25 protein-coding genes and 2 pseudogenes are annotated in these 20,203 nt (G+C 42.7%); 21 read left to right on the top strand and 6 right to left on the bottom strand.

Annotated features, from left to right (window positions below):
* Positions 1 to 347: 347 nt before the first annotated feature.
* Positions 348 to 902, top strand: a pseudogene (locus ACFILZ_RS07270) (phage antirepressor KilAC domain-containing protein); the annotation flags it as partial.
* The gene (locus ACFILZ_RS07275) at positions 899 to 1,177 is read left to right on the top strand and encodes a hypothetical protein (RefSeq protein ID WP_375610726.1); all 279 of its coding nucleotides are present in this window, start codon (positions 899 to 901) and stop codon (positions 1,175 to 1,177) included. The pseudogene ACFILZ_RS07270 and the gene ACFILZ_RS07275, both read left to right, overlap by 4 nt.
* Positions 1,178 to 1,218: 41 nt before the next feature.
* Here the strand turns inward: ACFILZ_RS07275 and ACFILZ_RS07280 are convergent, their stop codons facing one another.
* Together ACFILZ_RS07280 and ACFILZ_RS07285 are read right to left on the bottom strand one after the other, a co-directional pair.
* A complete protein-coding gene (locus ACFILZ_RS07280) occupies positions 1,219 to 1,515 on the bottom strand; it encodes a HigA family addiction module antitoxin (protein WP_120100579.1) in 297 nt (98 codons plus the stop codon).
* A gap of 16 nt (positions 1,516 to 1,531) precedes the next feature.
* Positions 1,532 to 1,846: a type II toxin-antitoxin system RelE/ParE family toxin gene (locus tag ACFILZ_RS07285; protein WP_375610725.1), complete on the bottom strand. Its 315-nt coding sequence runs from the start codon at positions 1,844 to 1,846 to the stop codon at positions 1,532 to 1,534.
* A gap of 52 nt (positions 1,847 to 1,898) precedes the next feature.
* Here ACFILZ_RS07285 and ACFILZ_RS07290 point away from each other — a divergent pair, with 52 nt between their 5' ends.
* From ACFILZ_RS07290 to ACFILZ_RS07325, 8 genes and pseudogenes are all read left to right on the top strand, one after another.
* On the top strand, positions 1,899 to 2,441 hold the full coding sequence (locus tag ACFILZ_RS07290; RefSeq protein ID WP_375610724.1) for a hypothetical protein: 543 nt from the start codon (positions 1,899 to 1,901) through the stop codon (positions 2,439 to 2,441).
* Positions 2,422 to 3,111 carry a phage baseplate assembly protein V gene (locus ACFILZ_RS07295; protein WP_375610723.1) on the top strand — a complete coding sequence of 230 codons (690 nt, stop codon included), beginning with the start codon at positions 2,422 to 2,424 and terminating at the stop codon, positions 3,109 to 3,111. Before ACFILZ_RS07290 ends, ACFILZ_RS07295 begins: the two co-directional genes overlap by 20 nt.
* The gene (locus ACFILZ_RS07300) at positions 3,108 to 3,449 is read left to right on the top strand and encodes a GPW/gp25 family protein (RefSeq protein WP_375610722.1); all 342 of its coding nucleotides are present in this window, start codon (positions 3,108 to 3,110) and stop codon (positions 3,447 to 3,449) included. The genes ACFILZ_RS07295 and ACFILZ_RS07300 overlap by 4 nt, the downstream gene beginning before the upstream one ends.
* Positions 3,446 to 4,273: a baseplate J/gp47 family protein gene (locus ACFILZ_RS07305; RefSeq protein ID WP_375610721.1), complete on the top strand. Its 828-nt coding sequence runs from the start codon at positions 3,446 to 3,448 to the stop codon at positions 4,271 to 4,273. The genes ACFILZ_RS07300 and ACFILZ_RS07305 overlap by 4 nt, the downstream gene beginning before the upstream one ends.
* A pseudogene (locus ACFILZ_RS07310) lies at positions 4,273 to 5,378 on the top strand (phage tail protein). The gene ACFILZ_RS07305 and the pseudogene ACFILZ_RS07310 overlap by 1 nt, the downstream one beginning before the upstream one ends.
* Position 5,379: 1 nt before the next feature.
* Positions 5,380 to 8,523 (top strand): DUF4815 domain-containing protein, encoded by a 3,144-nt coding sequence (locus ACFILZ_RS07315; protein ID WP_375610720.1) that lies wholly within the window; start codon positions 5,380 to 5,382, stop codon positions 8,521 to 8,523.
* A gap of 14 nt (positions 8,524 to 8,537) precedes the next feature.
* The gene (locus ACFILZ_RS07320; RefSeq protein ID WP_375610719.1) at positions 8,538 to 9,761 is read left to right on the top strand and encodes a Bgr_08870 family protein; all 1,224 of its coding nucleotides are present in this window, start codon (positions 8,538 to 8,540) and stop codon (positions 9,759 to 9,761) included.
* 9 nt (positions 9,762 to 9,770) lie between these two features.
* Positions 9,771 to 9,983: a hypothetical protein gene (locus ACFILZ_RS07325; RefSeq protein WP_375610718.1), complete on the top strand. Its 213-nt coding sequence runs from the start codon at positions 9,771 to 9,773 to the stop codon at positions 9,981 to 9,983.
* Between the two features lie 327 nt (positions 9,984 to 10,310).
* On the opposite strand, the gene ACFILZ_RS07330 is transcribed toward ACFILZ_RS07325, so the two are convergent.
* The gene (locus ACFILZ_RS07330; RefSeq protein WP_375610717.1) at positions 10,311 to 10,490 is read right to left on the bottom strand and encodes a hypothetical protein; all 180 of its coding nucleotides are present in this window, start codon (positions 10,488 to 10,490) and stop codon (positions 10,311 to 10,313) included.
* A 77-nt stretch (positions 10,491 to 10,567) separates the two neighbouring features.
* On the opposite strand from ACFILZ_RS07330, the gene ACFILZ_RS07335 reads away from it, so the two are divergent.
* Positions 10,568 to 10,864, top strand: a complete 297-nt coding sequence (locus ACFILZ_RS07335) for a HigA family addiction module antitoxin (protein ID WP_375607140.1) — start codon at positions 10,568 to 10,570, stop codon at positions 10,862 to 10,864.
* Positions 10,865 to 10,873: 9 nt separating this feature from the next.
* Here ACFILZ_RS07335 and ACFILZ_RS07340 read toward each other — a convergent pair whose 3' ends face one another.
* The 3 genes from ACFILZ_RS07340 to ACFILZ_RS07350 all read right to left on the bottom strand — a co-directional run bounded on the left by ACFILZ_RS07340 (position 10,874) and on the right by ACFILZ_RS07350 (position 12,144).
* Positions 10,874 to 11,260, bottom strand: a complete 387-nt coding sequence (locus ACFILZ_RS07340; RefSeq protein WP_375610716.1) for a hypothetical protein — start codon at positions 11,258 to 11,260, stop codon at positions 10,874 to 10,876.
* Positions 11,253 to 11,504, bottom strand: a complete 252-nt coding sequence (locus tag ACFILZ_RS07345; RefSeq protein ID WP_375610715.1) for a type II toxin-antitoxin system prevent-host-death family antitoxin — start codon at positions 11,502 to 11,504, stop codon at positions 11,253 to 11,255. The genes ACFILZ_RS07340 and ACFILZ_RS07345 overlap by 8 nt, the downstream gene beginning before the upstream one ends.
* A 121-nt stretch (positions 11,505 to 11,625) precedes the next feature.
* A complete protein-coding gene (locus ACFILZ_RS07350) occupies positions 11,626 to 12,144 on the bottom strand; it encodes a Rha family transcriptional regulator (protein WP_375610714.1) in 519 nt (172 codons plus the stop codon).
* Between the two features lie 355 nt (positions 12,145 to 12,499).
* Between ACFILZ_RS07350 and ACFILZ_RS07355 the strand changes: the two genes are divergently transcribed.
* The 10 genes from ACFILZ_RS07355 (at position 12,500) to ACFILZ_RS07400 (ending at position 20,182) form a co-directional block, all read left to right on the top strand.
* On the top strand, positions 12,500 to 13,891 hold the full coding sequence (locus ACFILZ_RS07355) for a phage tail sheath subtilisin-like domain-containing protein (RefSeq protein WP_375610713.1): 1,392 nt from the start codon (positions 12,500 to 12,502) through the stop codon (positions 13,889 to 13,891).
* Positions 13,891 to 14,397, top strand: a complete 507-nt coding sequence (locus tag ACFILZ_RS07360) for a phage major tail tube protein (RefSeq protein WP_375610712.1) — start codon at positions 13,891 to 13,893, stop codon at positions 14,395 to 14,397. The genes ACFILZ_RS07355 and ACFILZ_RS07360 overlap by 1 nt, the downstream gene beginning before the upstream one ends.
* 2 nt (positions 14,398 to 14,399) lie before the next feature.
* Positions 14,400 to 14,687, top strand: coding sequence for a phage tail assembly protein (locus tag ACFILZ_RS07365; RefSeq protein WP_375610711.1), 288 nt, complete (start codon positions 14,400 to 14,402; stop codon positions 14,685 to 14,687).
* 47 nt (positions 14,688 to 14,734) lie between these two features.
* Complete coding sequence (locus ACFILZ_RS07370) at positions 14,735 to 14,797, top strand: hypothetical protein (protein ID WP_234924827.1); 63 nt, start codon at positions 14,735 to 14,737, stop codon at positions 14,795 to 14,797.
* Positions 14,794 to 16,929: a phage tail tape measure protein gene (locus tag ACFILZ_RS07375; protein WP_375610710.1), complete on the top strand. Its 2,136-nt coding sequence runs from the start codon at positions 14,794 to 14,796 to the stop codon at positions 16,927 to 16,929. The genes ACFILZ_RS07370 and ACFILZ_RS07375 overlap by 4 nt, the downstream gene beginning before the upstream one ends.
* Before the next feature lie 5 nt (positions 16,930 to 16,934).
* Positions 16,935 to 17,315 carry a phage tail protein gene (locus tag ACFILZ_RS07380; protein ID WP_375610709.1) on the top strand — a complete coding sequence of 127 codons (381 nt, stop codon included), beginning with the start codon at positions 16,935 to 16,937 and terminating at the stop codon, positions 17,313 to 17,315.
* Positions 17,312 to 17,536 carry a tail protein X gene (locus tag ACFILZ_RS07385; RefSeq protein ID WP_375610708.1) on the top strand — a complete coding sequence of 75 codons (225 nt, stop codon included), beginning with the start codon at positions 17,312 to 17,314 and terminating at the stop codon, positions 17,534 to 17,536. Before ACFILZ_RS07380 ends, ACFILZ_RS07385 begins: the two co-directional genes overlap by 4 nt.
* Positions 17,533 to 18,849, top strand: a complete 1,317-nt coding sequence (locus ACFILZ_RS07390) for a contractile injection system protein, VgrG/Pvc8 family (RefSeq protein ID WP_375610707.1) — start codon at positions 17,533 to 17,535, stop codon at positions 18,847 to 18,849. Before ACFILZ_RS07385 ends, ACFILZ_RS07390 begins: the two co-directional genes overlap by 4 nt.
* Positions 18,850 to 19,148: 299 nt before the next feature.
* Positions 19,149 to 19,907 carry an antA/AntB antirepressor family protein gene (locus ACFILZ_RS07395; protein WP_375610706.1) on the top strand — a complete coding sequence of 253 codons (759 nt, stop codon included), beginning with the start codon at positions 19,149 to 19,151 and terminating at the stop codon, positions 19,905 to 19,907.
* Positions 19,904 to 20,182, top strand: coding sequence for a hypothetical protein (locus ACFILZ_RS07400; RefSeq protein ID WP_375610705.1), 279 nt, complete (start codon positions 19,904 to 19,906; stop codon positions 20,180 to 20,182). Before ACFILZ_RS07395 ends, ACFILZ_RS07400 begins: the two co-directional genes overlap by 4 nt.
* Positions 20,183 to 20,203: the final 21 nt, after the last annotated feature.

Below are 20,203 nucleotides of genomic sequence, written 5' to 3' on the forward strand. Positions count from 1 at the left end.
CGAAACAGGAACCTAACGAACACCTTAAATACTAAGCGGACAAGCTACCAAGATAGTTTATTTTCGCACATTAAAGGCTTTGACCCATTGTATGTTACTCGCATATAGTGATCTTGTGGGTTTGGTTATGCTATAAAACACCTTCACAGAAAAACATAGCAACGGACTTACTACTGTGTTTTTCAGTGCTCGGCTCTTTCTAATTAAAGAGTCAATGCAAAACGTCTAAGTAGTAAGGAGTTCATCATGAATACTCTATAGAAATTAAAGAACAAACTATTGGCCAAGTAAACAGTTCAAACTGTTGACGCACGTGAATTATATTGCGTTTTTGGAAATAAAGTCTGAATTTAGAAAACGGTGGAAAAATAAAAGAATACCACATTACATTAGACATGGCTAAACATCTTTCGATGGTAGAGCATAATGACAAAGGGCATGAGGCACGTCAATACTTTATCAAATGTGAACGACTTTTGAAACAAGTAGCAACACCGCAAATTGACTACTCCAAACCCGAAGCATTGCTTTGTGTCTTGAATCACTTACAAAGTCAAATTGAGTAGAAAGACCATGTTATTGCAGAATTAGCACCAAAAGCAGAAGCACTTGATGATTTAAAACGCTCTGATGGTTTGTTTGGTTTGATAGAAGCAGCAAAGATATTAGAGATACGACCTAAGGACTTAACTGATTACTTGCGTAAACATGATTGGGTGTATCGACGGGCTCCAGGGGCTCCTTTGTTACCTTATCAGGACAAGATCAAGAAAGGATTTATGGATTGTTCTGCTATTACCATTCAAAGACCGGATGGTACAGAAAAGGTGCTCCCTTCAACGAAAATCACATCCAGAGGATTAGCATGTTTAAGAGAGCAAATTCACGGAGGTGTGCAATGAATAGCAGTGTCGACTTCTTATGCGATTTGTGGATGGCATTGTTTAAGCTTTCTAACCATCGAGGCATTGGAGATGAGGACTGCAATGCTATAGTTGAGGTTATGGAATTAATAGAAAAGGTTCTAGTTTTAAAACTTCAAAATGACGTACCCAATATTACAAAGATCTTGGCAATTCTTACAGATTTTGGAGCTTCAGAATTACCGCATAGCATGGATTCCTTGTTGCGCGCTTATGAACCAAATTTCGAGAACCCCATTAGAAAGGTTGCTTAAGGTGAAACATTTCCTTCCCCACTTCAAAGGTGGGGAGATGGTTAAATTGTACATTCAAATTTATTAATTTTGGCAAATTCATCTGCTTTTTCTGCTTGTAAAATATGAACATCATAAGCAGCTTGCATATTAAGCCAGAACTCAGCTGTCGTATCAAAAAAAGAAGCCAGTCTGAGAGCCGTATCAGGAGTTATTGGACTATTTTCCGCAACAATACGTTCTATCCTCGTGCGTGGAACATTCAATGCTTTTGCAAGAGCATAAGCAGACAGAGCATATTCTTTTAAATATTCCTCTCGTAAAATTTCTCCGGGATGAATCGCTATATAATTTTTCATCTCGACCTCCTACAGATCAATGATAATCTACGATTTCAACTTCATAGGCACCATTAGAGCGCCATTCAAAACAAATACGAAACTGGTCATTAATACGGATAGAATATTGACCTTTACGCTCTCCTTTCAACGCTTCTAGACGATTTCCCGGAGGACTGCGCAAATCTTTAAGATCAACTGCTTTATCGAGCATAAACAACTTTCTTTGGGCTATACGCACTAGAGTGGTGGGAAAGCCTCTGGGCAGATTGCCTTCTAAAAGATCTTTACACCGCTTATCAGCAAAAGATTCAATCACCAAATCACCTTTATTCGTTCTTTTACGTATCATAACACGATACCAATATAAAGAAAAGGATAAATGTTAAATAACAGGAGCCCCCATGCCCCCCCGTGAGACGATAAGAGAAACATTTGTTGCGTTGATAAAGGCAGCAAAAACAGTAGCTGGTGATAATGTTTTCAATATGCGCGATTTCAATTTATTTATTGAAGCAATGCCAGCTATTAATATCTCAACGCAAAGTGAAATCATCGAAGATGGACATGATTTTGGCTTAAGGCGGCGTGTTTTAACAGTAGATGTTGAATGCTATGCAACATGTGAAGATGGCGCACGTTTTGTTGACCAATTAGCATGGGAAGTTGAAGAGATTTTCCATGCCAACCCCAATCTTAACAACACCGTTGAGACATGCCGCCTGCAAAATATTGCTTTTGCCTTTGGTGATAATGGCGCTTTAGCACTCCACGGTGCAATTTTAACCTTTGACGTGACGCACATAACCAATATCCCCTGCCCTGATGAAGGAAATGCAACCGCAAGAGTTGTTAAACCCCTTGTCGGTTTTAAACCAGAAACAGGTGTGGGAAACGAAGACAAATACCATAAAATTGAAGGTGACTATGTTAGAGCGGCGCGATAAGGAGATCACCGATTTAAAGAGACGCGTAGCCAATATGGTTGTGGTGGGGAAAATTAGCCATGTCGACCATAAAAACGCACGCTATCGAGTAAAAACTGGAGGTCTTGTCAGTGTCTGGATTCCAGACACACAAGCCCGCGCCGGTAAAACACGCTCTTATGAAGGGCGCGATATTGGAGAGCAAGTGATTGTTGTTTCATCATCAGGGGATTTATCGCAAGGGATGATTGTGGGTTCCATTCATACAGATGCTAATCAAGCAGCCGATAAGGGCAGCATTCACCGAACGATATACCCTGATGGAACCAGCCTTGAATATGATGATGAACAAAACACCTATGCCCTCAATATAAAATCGGGTGGAAAATTTATCCTAACAATCTCTGATGGCGTATCACTCAAAGGAGATGTTGGTAAGTTAGAGCTCAGCGCACCGGAGGGCATAAAAATCACTTCAGAACGTGATCTAAGTTTAAAGGCAAAGGGCGGCATCTCTTTGAAGGCTGGTGGTGACATTTCACTGAATTCGAATGATAGTCTCTCTCTTCATTCTGGAAATAATGTTTCCATTCATTCAAGTAGCTTAAAGCATAACGGCACCAATGTAGGAGCAACCCATGTTCATGGAGGTGTTTATTCTGGTGGCTCGATGACAGGAGGTCCCAATTGAACAGTGGAATGGATCGTACAACGGGAAAGTCCTTGGTTGGCATAGAGCATTTGCGGCAATCGATTATTGATATCTTGTCAACACGCATTGGCACACGAGTCATGCGTCGTGATTATGGTTCACGCGTTGCAGAACTCATTGATGCACCAGTGAATAATGCTTTTGCCGTTGCCCTTTATGCCGCCGTTGCTGAGGCTTTAGACAAATGGGAACCGCGTTTTAAAGTGAAAAAAATTGATTTTAAATGGAGTGAGACTGGACACGTTTCTTTATCCTTTGAAGGCATTTATTTGCCATCCGGTAAGCCCATTACCATGGAAGGATTATTGATAAAATGAATGGAGTGCTTGCAAAACCGGAAATCATCACAGAACTTTCTTTTGAAGAAATACGCGCTGCTGCTCTTGCCCATTTAAAAGAGCTTTTGCCTGAATATACCATTCTTGAAAGTGATCCAGCCGTAAAAGTCATTGAGGCTTTTAGCTATCGAGAGTTGCTGTTAAGACAGCGTATTAACGAAGCGGCACGCAACAACATTCTTGATTTTGCAATCGGTGAATCTCTTGATGCTTTGGGAAACTGGCATGGTATTGCCCGCATGGAAGGGGAAAGTGACGAGAGATATCGTGAACGCATACAGCTTCATGCCCGTGGAGGAAACGGAAGTGGAACAGAACCCTATTACAAGCTTATCGCCTTAACAGCCGATAGTCGAGTGAAAGATGCGATTATCTATCGTAAAGGCAAAAACCCAACCATCTATGTTGCTCTTTTTGGCAACAATGAAGAAGGAACAGCCTCTGAAGATCTCATACAAACAGTCTCAGAAGCTCTTCACAGAAAAAATATCATCATGACCAATGATACAATCATTGTTCACGCTGCTGTTAAAAAAGTGCTGGACTTAGAAGCAGATGTTTGGCTGTTACCGGAAACATCTTTGAAAATTCTCACGACAATGGAGGAAAATTTAAGAGCAGCGTGGAGACAAGAACAAGCCATTGGTCGTGAATTAAGCCTCTCGTGGTGGGTTTCAAAACTGATGATCCCTGGTGTCCAAAAAGTGATTGCCATTACACCCACAAAGGACAGTGCAGTTTGTGATGAAGAAATCTTATCGATTGGCAAAATCACCTTAAACTTCAAAGGGCGTGCACGCTAATGGTTGGTTCCCTTCTCCCCTCACATGCAACAGAATTTGAAAAACGCCTTGCCGATGCTTGCAACTTTCATCAAGATGTTGATGGAGCTGTTTTGGGGATTTCACGTGCAAAACTGATCACACGCCCTCCCCGCTTTTTGCCATGGTTGATTGAAGAATATGGACTTGGTGAACTGACACCTTATGTTCCAAACCTCTATGATTTGATTGATCAAGGGCTTGCATGGCAACGCCTGCGCGGGTCTGTTATGGCAATAGAGATGGGGCTTCAATGGTTAGAGCTTTCCGCGCATTTTAAGCCCGCATGGTCAGAGCGTGCATGGTGGAATTCCTTTCAACTTGAATTTAACAGTTGCCTGAACGAACACAGCTTGAAGCCGTTGAAGCAATCGTGAGACTTTCCAAAAGTTTGCGCTCTGATTTTCGTCGTGGTGTTTATGGGTATGATGTTGGAGCTGTTGAATGCAATATGTCACGCCTTGATGACAGCATGTTGGATTTTGAGAGTGGCATCTGTCTTACAGCTGGGGGAACTTTGTTTTCCTTTGGACGCACAACAGAAATCAATCATACCCTCACAAAAGAAGAAGGCAAGCTTATTGGCAATTGGATAGATGACTTTGACGAGGAGTTAAGCTGGAACCAAATTGATTACCCTTGGGATTTGGCAAATTTTCCCTGGTGTTCGGTCAAAAAACATGAACGCGATATACTCATGGCAGAGTGGTTCCAAAATCGTCCCCTTTATTTGGCTTTAAGAGACGCAAACAACACTCTGATTGGGTATCGCCGATGCTATGCTGTAGCGCCTGTAGAGCAGGTTTTAGAGGGTGTTTACAACCATTGTAGCAACAGATTTAACCCTTCCCCAACCGGCACTCTGTTGTTTCTTGCAGCTCGCACAGATTTTCACGATGTTGACGGGAAACAAGCAGCTTTTGTTTCCATTCTCGTTCATGGCTCTCTTGCACAACAAACCCCTCCTGGCAAGCTTTGGCTTGAAGCTCATGAACTGCGTGATGGTGTAGAAATTCTTAAAACACCGGTCAACATTCCTTTGCGTGCTGATGTTCGCGAACAATTCAAAATTTTATTGAGGTTTTAACATGAAGCATGAAAGTGGTTTACCCTTTGCAATTGACAGATCGGTAGGCAAAGACGAACAACAAAGCGTGGTTTTTTATGGCAAGCGCCCTTTTCTTCAAGCAGGTGAACTCAATGAGGTTCAAACCATCATCAGGGGGCGTCATGACCGTTTGGGACGCCTTGTGGCAAAAGAAGGAGACCGCGTTGAACGGGCTGATGCTTTTGTCAATAAAGAGACAAGGACTGTCACGTTAACAGAGGGCAAAATTTATATTGCAGGGGATATTTTTCCCGTTGCAAATGCTGTTCTCACCCATGTTTCTATGGTGGGTCGTATAGAAATTGGTGTCAAGCTACAAAAGAAATGGGTGACCTATGAAGATGATCCAGAGCTGTTGGGGCAAGTTGCCGGCAGTTTGGCAGAAGGAGAGCCCGGAGCGGCACGCGAAGTCGCAAAACTTGTCTGGGCTCTCAAAGATGATGAGCAGCAAGGGGCTTTCTTTCCGGTCTATATCTTACAAGATGGCGTTTTGATTGATCAAAAATCGCCCTCACTCCTTGAACCGGCCATGCAAGCCATTGCGACGTACGACCGCGCCCATGGGCATTATATCGTGGGGGGATGCCGTGTAAGTGCATTGGGAGCAAATAACGGTTGCCAAGTGTTTAGCATTCAAGAGGGAGAAGCCAATATCAATGGTTTTAAACGCAAACGCTTAGCAGCTTTGCGCCATGAAGAGATGGAAGATTTTTCGACAAGCGTTGTTCCTAGCGAAACGCACATTTTTTCGCCCCCAAAAGGGAAAACAAGTTTCACCTTTAAACCCTATTATTTTCCTATTGCCGATATTCAATCTCTTTTGTTGACAAAAGAAAAAACCGTTAACGTCACCCGTGGTGCCGTTGCCGCTGGGCGTGATGGTGTTCCTGATAAAAGCATCACCGCGTTTATTAAAGTCGTTCAAGGAAGCAAGGAATTTAAAGAAGGCACAGATTTTAAAAAAACCGGAGACACCATTGATTGGGCACCGGTGGGAGACGAACCTTTAGCAGGGAGCAGCTATAAGGTGACTTACCGCTATCGCGCAAAAATCACGGCTGATAAAGTAACAGCGCAGGAAATCACTGTCTCAGGTGGGGCGCAAGGTGGTGATATTATCGTCAGTTACACTTACAAACTCCCCCGCATTGACCGTATTGGTCTCAACACGGGGGGCAATGTGGTTTACATCAAAGGTATCTCAGTAGACCAACCCATGGCACCCAGTGTCCCTGATGATGTGTTGTCCCTTGCAACCATTACCAACAATTGGCTTGAAACGCCGGTTGTGGTTAATGATGGCACCCGTGTTGCCCCCTATGATGAGATGTGGCGCTATTTTCAACGGGTGCTTTCGCTTGATCGATTGATGCAATTAGAGCGTATTAAAAGCAATGTTGACTCTAAAGAACCTGTTGCCAAAAAGGGCATGTTTGCAGACCCTTTTCTTGATGATAGTTACAGAGATGAAGGCTTTCAACAAACGGGGGCTGTAGGCAACGGCATTTTACAGCTCGCCATTGACCCAACATTCTATACTACTCCTTTAAAAGCGCCTGTCACCCTTGACTGGACAAATGAAGTGATCATTGCGCAAGAGTTGACAACGGCTTGCGAAAAAATCAACCCCTATCAAAATTTTGCACCCCTGCCTGGTACAGTAACCCTTGAACCCGCAACAGACTTCTGGCATGAACAGCGCACCGATTGGCTCTCAAGCGTGACCAATCAAATCATTATGGGAAAACATCGCGGCAGTACCATACGTAGAACAGAAGTAAGCGATAATTTCATCAACACACACCAAGAACAAATCGACTTTTTAAGACAAATTACCCTTCACTTTAAAATTGAAGGTTTTGGCAGTAGCGAAATCTTGGAAAGTCTTACCTTTGATGGTGTGGATATTTTGCCAGCGAGCCGCCTTGTTGCCGATAGACAAGGCGCCCTTGAGGAAACTTTCACGATTCCACAAAATATTACCGCTGGCACAAAAAATGTTGTGGCACGGGGGAAAGGGGGCACCATTGCAACGGGACTTTTTACCGGACAAGGTCTGATTGATGTGAAAGTGATGCGGCGCACCACAACAGTGAAGATATGGACGCAATTTGACCCACAAGCGCAAGTCTTTACCCCCGATGAAACACGGCAAATCACTGGAATTGACTTTCATCTTTGTAAAATCGGCAATCAGAACCATGATCTGGTGATTGATTTGGTGACAACCGAAAACGGCTATCCTACCGCCGATATTCAAGCACAAAGCTTTTATTCTATGAAGGGCGCAAAGCTAGGTTGGGCTGGGGCACGCTATGATATCCCCTTGTTAGTTCCTAATGATCGTCTCACTGCTTTTATCATTAAAACCGATGATGCTGATCATGCCGTCTCACTAGCAAAGCTTGGAGATTTTGATGCAGAACACCAAAGATTTGTCTCAAGTCACCCTTACGTGACCGGTCCACGCTTTTCTTCTGTTAACGCACAAAGTTGGAGCACCCATCAAGATGAGGCTTTAGCCTTTCGAGTGCTCGCTGCACGCTATAGGCAAACAGAAAAGATTGTCGATTTAGGCACCTTTGACCTTGTAGACTGCTCTGATTTGCAAATACGCGCAGCCATTGAGTTGCCTTCAAGTGAGTGTTCTGTCATCTTTGAAATTGAACGAAACAATGGCACAATTTATCAACTTCTTCCCTTTCAATTGCTCAGTCTTACTGAATATATCAGTGAAAAGGTCAAGCTTCGCGCTATTCTTAAAGGCACCGAAAAGCTCTCACCGGTGTTATTTGCTCCTGTTCAGTTGATTGCGGGAAAGATCCATAAGGAAGCGACCTATATCACGCGTGCTTTTGCCTTTGGTGAAAAGGCAAGGTTGACCAGCTATATCAAAACCTTTTTACCGGGTGGTGCAACCTTTTCACTGGAGATGCAACTAGATGATGGTGGTTTCACCCCTTTGAAACTTGACGAAACAGAACAACTCGCTGAACCACTTTGGACAGAACGAAAATTTACCAGCAGTGACAAAACAGCCAAACAAGCGCGCTTGAAATTGACCCTTACCGGTGGACCTGCTGCGCGATCCATGGTGAGTGATTTTGGCGCTGGCATATTATAATGGGAAAATGAGACATGACAAAAACCAAAAAACTCGACATGGAATTGCCTAAAGAGGGGCGTTTTATCAGTTCTGAATTCCCAATCTTGCGCGAAAACCTCAATAAACTTGATCAAGCCATTGTTGATATTGAGGAAAAGGTAGAGGGAAAAGCGCCTTTACAGCACACGCATAGCATAAGTGATGTCGCAGATCTAGAAAGCGCTCTCAATGGCAAAATGGCAGCGGATAAAACCTTCACTTTTGCCGATTTAAGCGATATCGAGGGGGCAAAAGATGCCGCTAACAACTATGTTCTCTACAAATCAAGCAACAATAACTTTACCTTTGGCAGTGCTGTCTCCCTGTTAGGTGCGCACCAACATAAAACCGAAGATATCGTGGGGCTTGATGACTTTAGAGCCAAGATCAATGAAGATCTAACAAGCTATGGGCGCCTCACAAGCCCAAATAAATGGCAAAGTTATAATAAATTTACCAGCAAAGTTAGCATGAGTGGTGGCTTAGAGCTGTTAGGTAATTCGTCGTTTAATCTCACCCACAATAATAAAGTTGTGACAAGTCTAAGTGCAAGTGGAAGCATGCTTAGAGGTCCAGCAACTGTTGATGGTAAGGCACTTTACACAAAAGATGAGGCTACCACTGTCCTTCAAAAAATACGCAATGAGATTGCAAAACTGAAAGAAGTTACCGCGCTTAATCCCCTTGAAATCCTCATGACAGAAAGTGGACCCATTCCATTTCCTGATAGTGTTAATAGCTACACCGATATTGAAATATGGGCGTGGGGTGGCGGTGGAGGCGGCAGTAATATAAAAGGCGGTGGTGGAGGTGGCGGATATTATGGATACGCAACTAGTGGCAGTGAAGGAAGTGCCAACAGCAGTGGTCGCGGCGGTAGCGGTGGCAGCTATTACTCTAGCAATACCAGCGTCAATGGCAGTAGTTCTACTTTCGGTGGCGGGAGTGGTGGTGGCTACGCATACTATAGAAGTAACGACGGCCCCTTTATTGTCTACAAAACAAACATTGGACATGGTGGAAGCTCTATTTATGGTGGTGCTGGTGGTGGTTGCAGTGATGGTATCGCAAAAGGGGGGTACAGTGGGAAAGGCGGCAATGGTGGTGATGGAAATGGTTTTACCAGCGGCGGTGGCGGTGGCTACTTTCCAGGAAAATCTGGTGGAGATGGCTGCAATGGTGGTGACGGAGCAATCTTGTTGAGATTTTTTATCTAGGAGTTTTTTATGAAATATGCAGTTGTTGAAAATGGTGTGGTAACAAATATTATTGTAGCCTCAGAAGATTATGTTCACGCCTTTGATGGTGAATCGATCCCCTCAAGTGAAGCACAAATTGGCTGGACTTATAAGGACGGAGTGTTTTCTCCTCCCATGGTGGATAAAGAAACAATGGCAGAGCTTAGCCATAAATCACAAGAAAAAGGTGAAGAAGCTTAGGCACTCAAACAATAGTGTTAATGATGCTTGTTGTATAAGCTGGCTTTGTATGTTTTTAAAATCCCCTTTAAAGCTCTTTCAAAGCCCTTTAAAGGACTTTTTTGACTGACAGTGTCAGTCTTATGAGAGAGTGTAGATGATTGTTATGGTCTCTTCATTAATGTGGAGAGCAAAATGGCAATAGAATTTAAACTTCGTATTCACTTTATTAAGAATGGCAAGGGATCTAAGTTTTTAGCAATATTTGATCAGACAGCCGTTGGTATGTTTGTAAAATCCTTGATGTTAACGTGCAAATTTATCCCCTCCATGCACCTATTCTTCTCTTTACGCATGAGGTGGAGAAACAGGATAGTGCTCTGTTTCATAAGCTTCAATTAACAAAACAAGAGCTTTCATTCTATCAAATTCTAGAGTATTCTCTTTAGGTTGCTTGTCAAACATTGCAGACACAATTTCTAAAGATTCTTGGTAATCTCTCTCTGTACAAATTGGTTTGATATTCATTTCTTAAATTACACAGTATTGATGTTATGCTGTTTAGATTGTAATGGTTTTTAAGTTAATTGCAAAGAAGACTATCTATGACTATACGCAATCCTAATCGTTGTCCTACTCATCCAGGAGAAGTTTTAGCAGATATTATTCCTGAAACAGGCAAAACAAAGTCAGAAATTGCACAAATGCTCGGTATATCACGCCAACATCTTTATGATATTCTAAATGCCAAAAAGCCTGTCTCTCCTTCTCTTTCGGCTTGTCTTGGCAAAATGTTTGGGAATGGAGCAGCAATATGGTTACGTATGCAAGCCAATTATGATGCTTGGCATGCAGAGCGTGAAACAGATGTTAGCAAAGTTCCGACACTCCATACTGCTTAATTGTATAACTCAGTCTCTAGAAACTTTTCCAAGTGGTTTTATTGCTTTAACTTCTTTAATTTTAAGTGCAATTTTACGCATGAAAGAAAGACTAAAACGCCCTTGTGGTTTTAAATCTTCAAAGTCAAACAAAGATTCGCAAGGAACAACATTAAATTCATCAACACGCACCCAAGATTGCTTTTGCAACCCTGCACGTCTACATTCTATCTCAGGTATTTTTAAGCTAAATTGCAAATTAATAGGTTCTTGAGAAGTGATAGGAAACAAAAAGAAATGGCTTTCAGTTTTAACCATGACACAAGAAGGACGTGCTTTACGCCCTGAATGTTCACCTTTTTGCGCTTGTTCGTGCCATAAATAATAATATTGAACAACATCCCCTGCTTTAAACATGTTCATCACTATTCAAAATGTCATCTAAACCACGATCTAAATCGTCTAATATATTTTGCGGTGCATCTGCGTAAACAAAAGATTGTACACTAGAATGGGATTTTATTAATTCATGATATAAATCAACAGGAAGCATAATGATTTTTTCACGCCCTCGTTTTGTCAAAGCGACAGGTGTAGACATAGCCTCGTCTAAAATATCGCCTGCCCCGCGGTTTACATCTGTAAAACTATATTTTTTCATATGCACATCCTATCTTTAATGTATAATACGTATTATACGTACAATATGTATTATGTAAAGATATTTTATGGCATTAACTACCTCCCCGCCTCAAGGCGAGGAGATGAGTCATGTTTTTTACTTAAGCAGCTTTTACAATAGTTTTTCCTAAAACTTGCTTGGCTTCTTCAACAAGCGTTTTATAATGTTTGCTCTCTTCTACTAACGTAAAGGCTCTAACAAGATGCATGTGGAGAGGTCCATAAATATAAACAGCCTTTTCAGTCGCTCCCATTTCATCCCAGTTACTTGGAAAATCAAACCGTGTATCGCGGTCATTATCCATTAACTTGTTTTTTAAATCATAAAAAGCTTTAACAAGGGCTTTTTTAAATGCACGCACCATATCATTGTTACGCATATAGGTCATGAGTAGAGTGGCTTGTGGTTCGTTGAGAATAGCAATTACTCTTTTCTGTCTTCCGCCTTTGGTCCCAAAGGGTGAGATTTCAAATCCAACCCTTCCAAATTCTTCAAAGTCTTCAATGTTTTGACGTACCAGCTTTATAACTGTAGCGTGGCTATTCCCCACACCACCGGCAATTTTTAAAGAGGTTGTGACAGCAATACCAGCATTGTTGATTGTCACTAAATTGTTCATGGTGAACTCCTTGTTGATTAATGTTTGTTAATGACACTCAATGAAGAATGCCGGGCGCTAACAAACACGGCAACAAGCCCGTCGTTATGCCTTCCCCTAAAAGGGTATTGTATAGCATAACCACACCCGACAACACTATTATACGCTACGCGCATATAATGAGTCAAAGTCTTTAGTCTGCGGAAGATTAGTTATTTCGGCAACCAATCCGCTTGTTGTTTTAAGGTGTTTGTTAGGCACCTTTGTATGAATCTAACGGTTTTAAACATTTTGTCAAGTCGCTCGCAAGAACGGCTTTCGCCTCTCATTTTTCCCATTCATTTTAATTCATCCCTCATTTAAAGGAGCATAAAGTATGGCAACAGGTTTTCTACACGGTGTTGAAGTCATTGAAGTTGACGACGGCACCCGCCCCCTTCGCGCGGTTCAGTCTGCCGTTATCGGGATTGTTGGCACAGCACCCGATGCCGATGAACAAGCATTCCCTCTCAACACACCGGTTTTGGTAGCAGGCTCTCTTTCACAAGCTGCAAAACTCGATAAAACGGGTAAACGACGCGGCACTTTACCCAATGCCCTTGATCTTATTTTCAAGCAAGTAGGAGCAATTGTCGTTGTCGTACGCGTGAACGAGGGTGACAACGAAAATGCAACACTCACCAATGTTCTAGGCGGTGTGAACGCAAATGGTGCTTATGAAGGCGTCCATGCTTTGATTGGAGCGGGGTCCATTGTAGGACAAACACCACGCATTCTCATCGCTCCAAGCTTTACACACAAACGCCCTACAAGTCTTAGCAAGATTGATGTAACGAACCAAGGCAGTGGTTACACACAAGCACGCGTTAAAATCGAAGGCAGTGCACAAGCAGAAGCAATCCTGAAAGATGGAAAAGTAACTTCTGTTGTCATTAAGAACGGTGGCTTTGATTATCACACCGCCCCAAATGTGACGATTGAAGGGGATGGCACTGGAGCGACAGCCAAAGCCGAAATCAGTACAACCTCTAATCCTGTTGCAGCAGAACTCATTGGCATAGCAGAACGTTTGCGCGCCATTGTGGTGCTTGATGCACCAAACAGCACAGATGAAGCAGCCCTTAGCACAGCAAAGGATTTTGATTCAAAACGCGCCATTCTCATTGACCCGTTTGTAAAGGTAAATCGTGATGGAAAAATCATAGAACAGCCGGCAAGTGCAGCGGTTGCTGGTGTCATTGCCAAAACAGATTTTGACAACGGTTTTTGGCATTCTCCTTCCAATAAAGTGATCAATGGCATTGTGGGAACTGCACGCCCTATTGATTTTTCCATTGGGGACAGATCAAGCCGCGCTAACCTTCTTAACGAACAAAACATCACAACCATTATTCGGGAAAACGGCTATCGCCTCTGGGGTAATCGCACACTCTCAAGCGATACAAAATTTGCTTTCTTATCGGTGGTGCGCACCGCGGATATGATCAATGATGCCATTTTGCGCGGACATCTATGGGCTGTCGACCGCAATATCAAAAAGACCTACATGAATGATGTTAGTGAAAGCGTCAATGCCTATTTGCGTGATTTAAAAGCACAAGGCGCTATTCTTGGTGGACGCTGTACGCCTGATCTAGAGCTTAATACAGCAAGCGCCATTGAGAGCGGCAAAGTCTATTTCAATGTCGAATTCACCCCCACAACACCTGCAGAACATATCACGTTCCGTTCACGCATTGTGAATGATTACTTAGAGGAGATCTTTTAATGACCGTACCTGTTTTACCCAGAGTCTTGAAATATTTTAACATTTTTGTCGATGGTATTCCCTATCAGGCAAAATGTGAAAGTGTCACCCTACCGAATTTGAGTTTGGTTGTTGAAAGTTATCGCGGGGGTGGCATGGATAGCTCCATTGAAGTTGACCTTGGTCTTGAAACCCTCACACTTAGCATGACCATTTCTGATTGCTCTCCAGAATTGATGGCACTGTTGGGGCGCACCGATGTCAACATCTCATTGCGCAGTTCAATGCAAGCTCAAGGCACCCCCGCAGAAGGTGTTGTCATTACCATGAGAGGGCTTTGCAAAGGCTTTGAAATGGCAGAATGGCAACCGGGAGGAAAAGCAACTTCTACGGCTACATTCACATTGCAGTATTTCAAATATGTCCAGAAGGACGTTGAAATCGTTGAGATAGACGTCCTCAATCTCGTCAGAAAATTCAATGGTGTCAATCAACTCGCAGACCATAGAGACAATATAGGATTATAAAAATGACCGTCCAAACAAGCATTACACATAAATTACTTGTCCCTATCACATTTGAAGGAAAAGAGCACACCACAATTACCTTACGGCGCCCCAAAACAAAAGATGTGCAAGCAATCGACAAAAAAGAAGGCATAGAGCAAACAATTGCTATGGTTGCACGCCTTTCTGGATGGGCACATGAAGCGGTTGGAGAACTCGATATTAATGACTTGTCGAGCATTGGAGAGATTTTGGAGTCTTTTATCAAGCGGCGGGACACCTCGACTGGGAAACCGCTGCTAAACTCATAGCCGATATCGCCATTGTTTTTCATTGGTCCCTTTCAGACATGATGGAAATGGAACCGCAAGAACTCATATTCTGGCGAAAACAAGCAGCAGAAAGGTATAAGACAAAATGAGTGAAAAAGTTGCTGATGCAAAGGTAAAATTGTCTCTTGAAGACAAACTCACCGCGCCTCTTAAACGTGTACAAAAAAAATTCGATACATTGTCAAAAACACTCTCACATAGTTTGGGTATTCCGCGCTTTTCTTCTGCTGTCAAAAACATGACAAAAAGCCTTCATGGCGTTCAAAGTGCTCTTGGAGTGGCGGCAAGCCGTGCTTCGGTCTTTACCGGTGTCTTAGGGCTTGCTGGTGGTGGTCTTGTGGCAAGTGTAGCCGCCCTCACCATGAAAACCATGCATCTGGGAGATAGTCTTTATCACGCATCACACCATTTAAATATGAGTGTTGCATCACTTCAATTATGGGGTGATGCAGCCGATAATTCAGGCACTTCTGCCGAACTTTTTCAACAATCCTTAGCGGTTTTAAATAGACGTTCAGCACAAGCCTATGCTGGACAAAAAAGAGGCATGATGGGCTTTGAAGCACTTGGCATTTCTGTCAAAAACACTTCTGGAAAACTCAAATCCACTTCTGTCTTGTTAGAAGAAATTACCGACAAGATGAGTAAGATGAAAAATCAAGCACAAAGACAGCATATTGCCGCTCTGCTGTTTGGGGGCGATGGTAAGGAAATGGCGACCATGCTTGCACAAGGCATGGCACCCATTAAAGAACTGTTTGCAAAGGCGCGAAAAGGAAAATGGCTCATAGGTGCCGATGTTGCACGCTATGCAGCAGATTTGAGTGATAAGCTTGGTGCTTTTAAGAAAAAAATAGGCGGTATCGCGAGCTTTATTGGCGCCCGTTTCATGCCCGTGATTAATGATATGATTGACGGTTTTTCAAAGTTGATTGATGAAAACCGTGATCTCATTCAAACAACCGTTGCGAGTTGGGCAAAGACCTTAAAAAAAGTCCTTAATGATCTGCTTAATCCTACCTCTGATTTAAGAAAAAGCATCAGTGATCTCACAGAGAGGATTAAAGGCTGGTTCCAATGGCTAGAGCCATTGATTGGTGAAATAACCCTCTTTAAGGTGGGGCTTGTAGCTCTTGGTTCCTTCATTTTTGGTCCACTCATTGCCGCATTAGCAGCCGTAGGAACAGCGTTTGTTAGCCTTGGTATCACAATTATGACGACACCTATCGGTTGGTTAATGGGTGGCATTGCAGCGCTCTTTGTCCTCTATCAATATTGGGACAAACTCAATGGTTGGGTAGCAGCATCTTTAGCCGCGGTTGGAGCAGTTCTTACTGGGGCATTCATTGCAGCAATGGTACCGGCAGCTTCTGCAGTTGCTGGTCTTGCGGTATCTCTTGTAGCGTCACTTATCCCAGCAATAATCGCCGTTGGTTCTGCTTTTATATCGCTTGGTGTTGCTATCATGACCACACCTATTGGCTGGATTATTGGCGGCATTGCAGCTCTTGTTGCTGCCGGATATCTGCTCTACAAAAATTGGGACACAGTCATAAGCTTTATAAGCAAGCTATGGAATTCTTTTGCGAGCTTATGTAGTAACGTTTTCAATAACCTCTTGACGCTCTTTAAAAACTTTTCACCACTCTCTTGGATTGCGACAAAAATCAATGAACTCATTGAATGGCTGTTTGGTGTCGATTTAATGGAAGTAGGCTCCAATCTTATTAATGGGCTTTGGGACGGCATCAAAAGCAAATGGAATGCTCTGTCTGAATGGCTCAGCGGCATGATGGGTAAATTAACCAGTTGGATGCCAAACTGGGTGAAAGAAAAGTTAGGCTTTAATGTCTCAATAGACAAAACTTCAACGCAGACCATTAAAACCTTTACTGATGAAACTAAAACACGAGCAAAAAGAATGCTGGATACAGCAGTGGTCACAAATACTCCACCTGAAAAACGCAAGAGTGGCTTTAATACAAGCGTAGTCGAAACAGGACAAATGCAGACTACAAATACAAAAGTGGGCGCCTTCAAAACTCCCAAGCCCATTACCGTTCATAAGCCCGTTGAAGTAGATGCCCGTGTGATGATTTCAAATTTAAATATTTCCGTCCCCAATGGTTTAAAGGACGAAATCAGAGACGCAGTCAATCAAGCCCTTGAACGCTATGCCAAACAGCAACGCTTGGCTATAGCCTCTAGCCTTTCGGATTAAACATCATGATGTTAGCTTTGGGTGGTTTTATCTTTTCCATTGAAACGGCTGCCTATCAAACCCTTGACATGTCTTATGGCATTCCATGGGTCGAGCAAGGGCGATTGGGGCGCAAAGCAGCGCTTCAATTGCCTGCCCTTGCAAATGCGGAATTTTCTTTAACTGGTGTGATTTATCCAGATTTCAAAGGTGGTCACAGACAGCTCGAATATTTACGGCAAATAGCGCATATGGGACCTCACATTCTTGTGACTGGTCAAGGCAAAATCTTAGGTAAGTTTGTCATTCTTTCTGTAGAGGAAAAGCAAAGTGTTTTTCATCATAACGGCACCCCCAAAAAACAAGAATTTACGATAAAGTTGAGAGAATATGGTGAAGACCTATGAGTGACCTTTATATGACCAAAGATGGCGATATGGTGGATGCCATTTGCTGGAAATACTATGCCAAAGGTCAACAAGCTCTTGCTGTTGAACGCGTTTATGCAGCAAATTTTGGTCTTGCAGACCATGGACCTATCTTAAAAGCAGGAATCACCATAGTTTTGCCAACCCTCCCCTATCCTAAAGCCACACCGGTGATTAGAATTTGGGGCAGTCAATCATGAAACCTTTTTGCATGGTTCTGGCAAATGGAGAGGACATCACAAGAACTCTCATGGACTATGTTTTGTCGATTGAAATTACCGATGAAGCAGAAGACAAAAGTAACCGCATTACCATAGAGCTTGATGACCGCGCACGTGACAGTGATAACGGCTTTCTCGATATTCCTCTCATCGGAACAATCATTTCCGTAACACTTGGCTATGAAGGCGGCAAAAACCGCGATATGGGAGCCTATCTAATTGATGAAATCTCTGTAAGCAGCCCACCCCAAAGCTTAAGCGTGACAGGGCGCGCCGCATCAATGAACACGTCTTATAGAACACCCAAAAGCCAATCCTATCACCAGCAAACCCTTGGCAGTATTGTTCAAGAGATAGCAGAGCGCAATGGCTATACACCAAAAGTTGATCCTTCTCTTGCTAAAATTGTTGTGCGTCACATTGATCAAACAGCTGAAAGCGATATGGCTTTTGCCACACGCCTTGCAGAAGACTATGATGCGGTAGCAAAACCCGTTGATGGCAAGCTTGTTTTGGCTAAACGGGGCGAAGGCAAAGCCATCACTGGTGAAACACTCCCCGTTATTGTTATCCATGAGAAACATTGTACCTCTTGGGATTTTAAATACAGCGCACGGGATGAAGCAGGTGCAGCAAATGGCTTAGAAACAGATGTGGGAGACGACCAAAAAGCCGCTGCTGATGCACGAGAACCAGAAGAGATTGATGATGATGAAAACTTTATCCATATGGATGACAGTGATCAAGCAGCACCATCATCATCTGAATCGGAAAAAGCAGAAAAAGAATCTGAGAAAAAAGAAGAAGACAAAGAGAAGAAAGGCGGTGTTCTCGCAACCTATCATGATATTCGCACTGGTGAAAAAAAAGAAGTCAAAGTTGGTAAAGCACCGTTTCATGAACTCAAATATACCTACCACAATCAATCAGAAGCTGTTGCAGCCATTGCTGCTTATCGCAATAAATCATCACGCGGCAAATCTTCTTTCTCATGTGATATTGGTGGTGATCCCTTTGTACAAGCAGAAGCAAAGCTTGTTCAAGAGCCCCCTTTCCGCCCCTATATTCCAGCAGAATGGCGCATCAAAAGTGTTAAGCACAAACTTGATAAAACGGGTGGTTACACTACAAAAATAGATTGCGAGCTTTTTGATGAAACCCAAGAAAACACAGCTGGAAACGTTGCAAACACCACACCAGACAAAGATGATACCCTTGACCCAAACGCCCCACCTAACGCATGTGATGAAGGCGAAGGCGTTATCCATATGGATGAGGAAGACATCAATTAGCAAAAATGCAAAAAAATCTCGAAAGCAACTTGACATTGTGGCGACAATATGAATAATCAGGTACATCAAAAACGCCTTAAACACATAGCGGATAGATTGCCGAAACAGTCTTTTCACCGCCAATTAAAAGCTTTGACTCATTATATGTTACTCGCATATAATAGATTTGTCGGGTGTAGTTATGCTATACAATACCCTTTGGGAAAGGCATAACGACGGGCTATGTGCCGTGTTTTTGAGCACCCGGCACTCTTCATAGAGTGTCAATCAAAAACCTTTAAGCACATAGGAGCCAAATCATGGCACAATATTTAATCGACATACACAAAGCTACAATTGATGGCGATACCGTTCAGACGGTAAATGCACGTGAGTTACATGCATTTTTGGAAATAGGAAAAGATTTCTCTACTTGGATTACTGACCGTATCAATAAATATAATTTATTAGAAAACCAAGATTTTGTTTGCTCCCCGATTTTGGGGAGCAAAGGTAGGGGTGGTCACAATCGTAAAGACTATCACCTGATCTTAAGTGTAGCTAAAGAACTTTCGATGCTTGAGAATAATAAGAAAGGTAGAGAAGCTCGTTTATACTTTATCGAATGTGAAAGACGGTTAAAACAAGTAGCAACACCACAGATAGCCGCTCCACAAGTTGATTATTCCAAACCCGAAGCATTACTTGGTGTTTTGAATCACTTACAAAGTCAAATTGAGCAGAAAGATCATGTTATTGCCGAATTGGCTCCAAAAGCAGAAGCTTTAGATGGTTTAAAACGCTCTAATGGTTTGTTCGGTCTTATTGAAGCAGCAAAGATGCTTGAAGTACGACCAAAGGATTTAACCGATTACTTGCGTAAACATGATTGGGTCTATCGTCGGGCTCCAGGGGCGCCTCTGTTACCTTATCAGGATAAAATCAAGAAAGGCTTTATGAACTGCCCTGCGATCACCATTCAAAGACCGGATGGTACAGAAAAGGTACTCCCTTCAACGAAAATCACATCCAGAGGATTGGCATGTTTAAGAGAACAAATCCATGGAGATGTACAATGAATAGCAGTGTCGGCTTCTTATGCGATTTGTGGATGGCATTGTTTAAGCTTTCTAACCATCGAGGCATTGGAGATGAAGACTGCAATGCTATAGTTGAGGTTATGGAATCGGTCGTAGATGCTCTGGTTTTAAAGCTTCAAGATGACGTGCCCAATATTACAAAAATCTTGGCAATTTTGACAGATTTTGGAGCTTCAGAACTTCCACATCGTATGGATTCTTTGTTGCGAACTTATGAACCAAATTTGGAGCCTCCCATTAAAAAGGTTGCTTAAGTACCCCCCTTCCCCATCTTT

Origin of the sequence: Bartonella sp. AP40SXNS, assembly GCF_042195825.1 — a bacterium.
Classification (GTDB): domain Bacteria; phylum Pseudomonadota; class Alphaproteobacteria; order Rhizobiales; family Rhizobiaceae; genus Bartonella.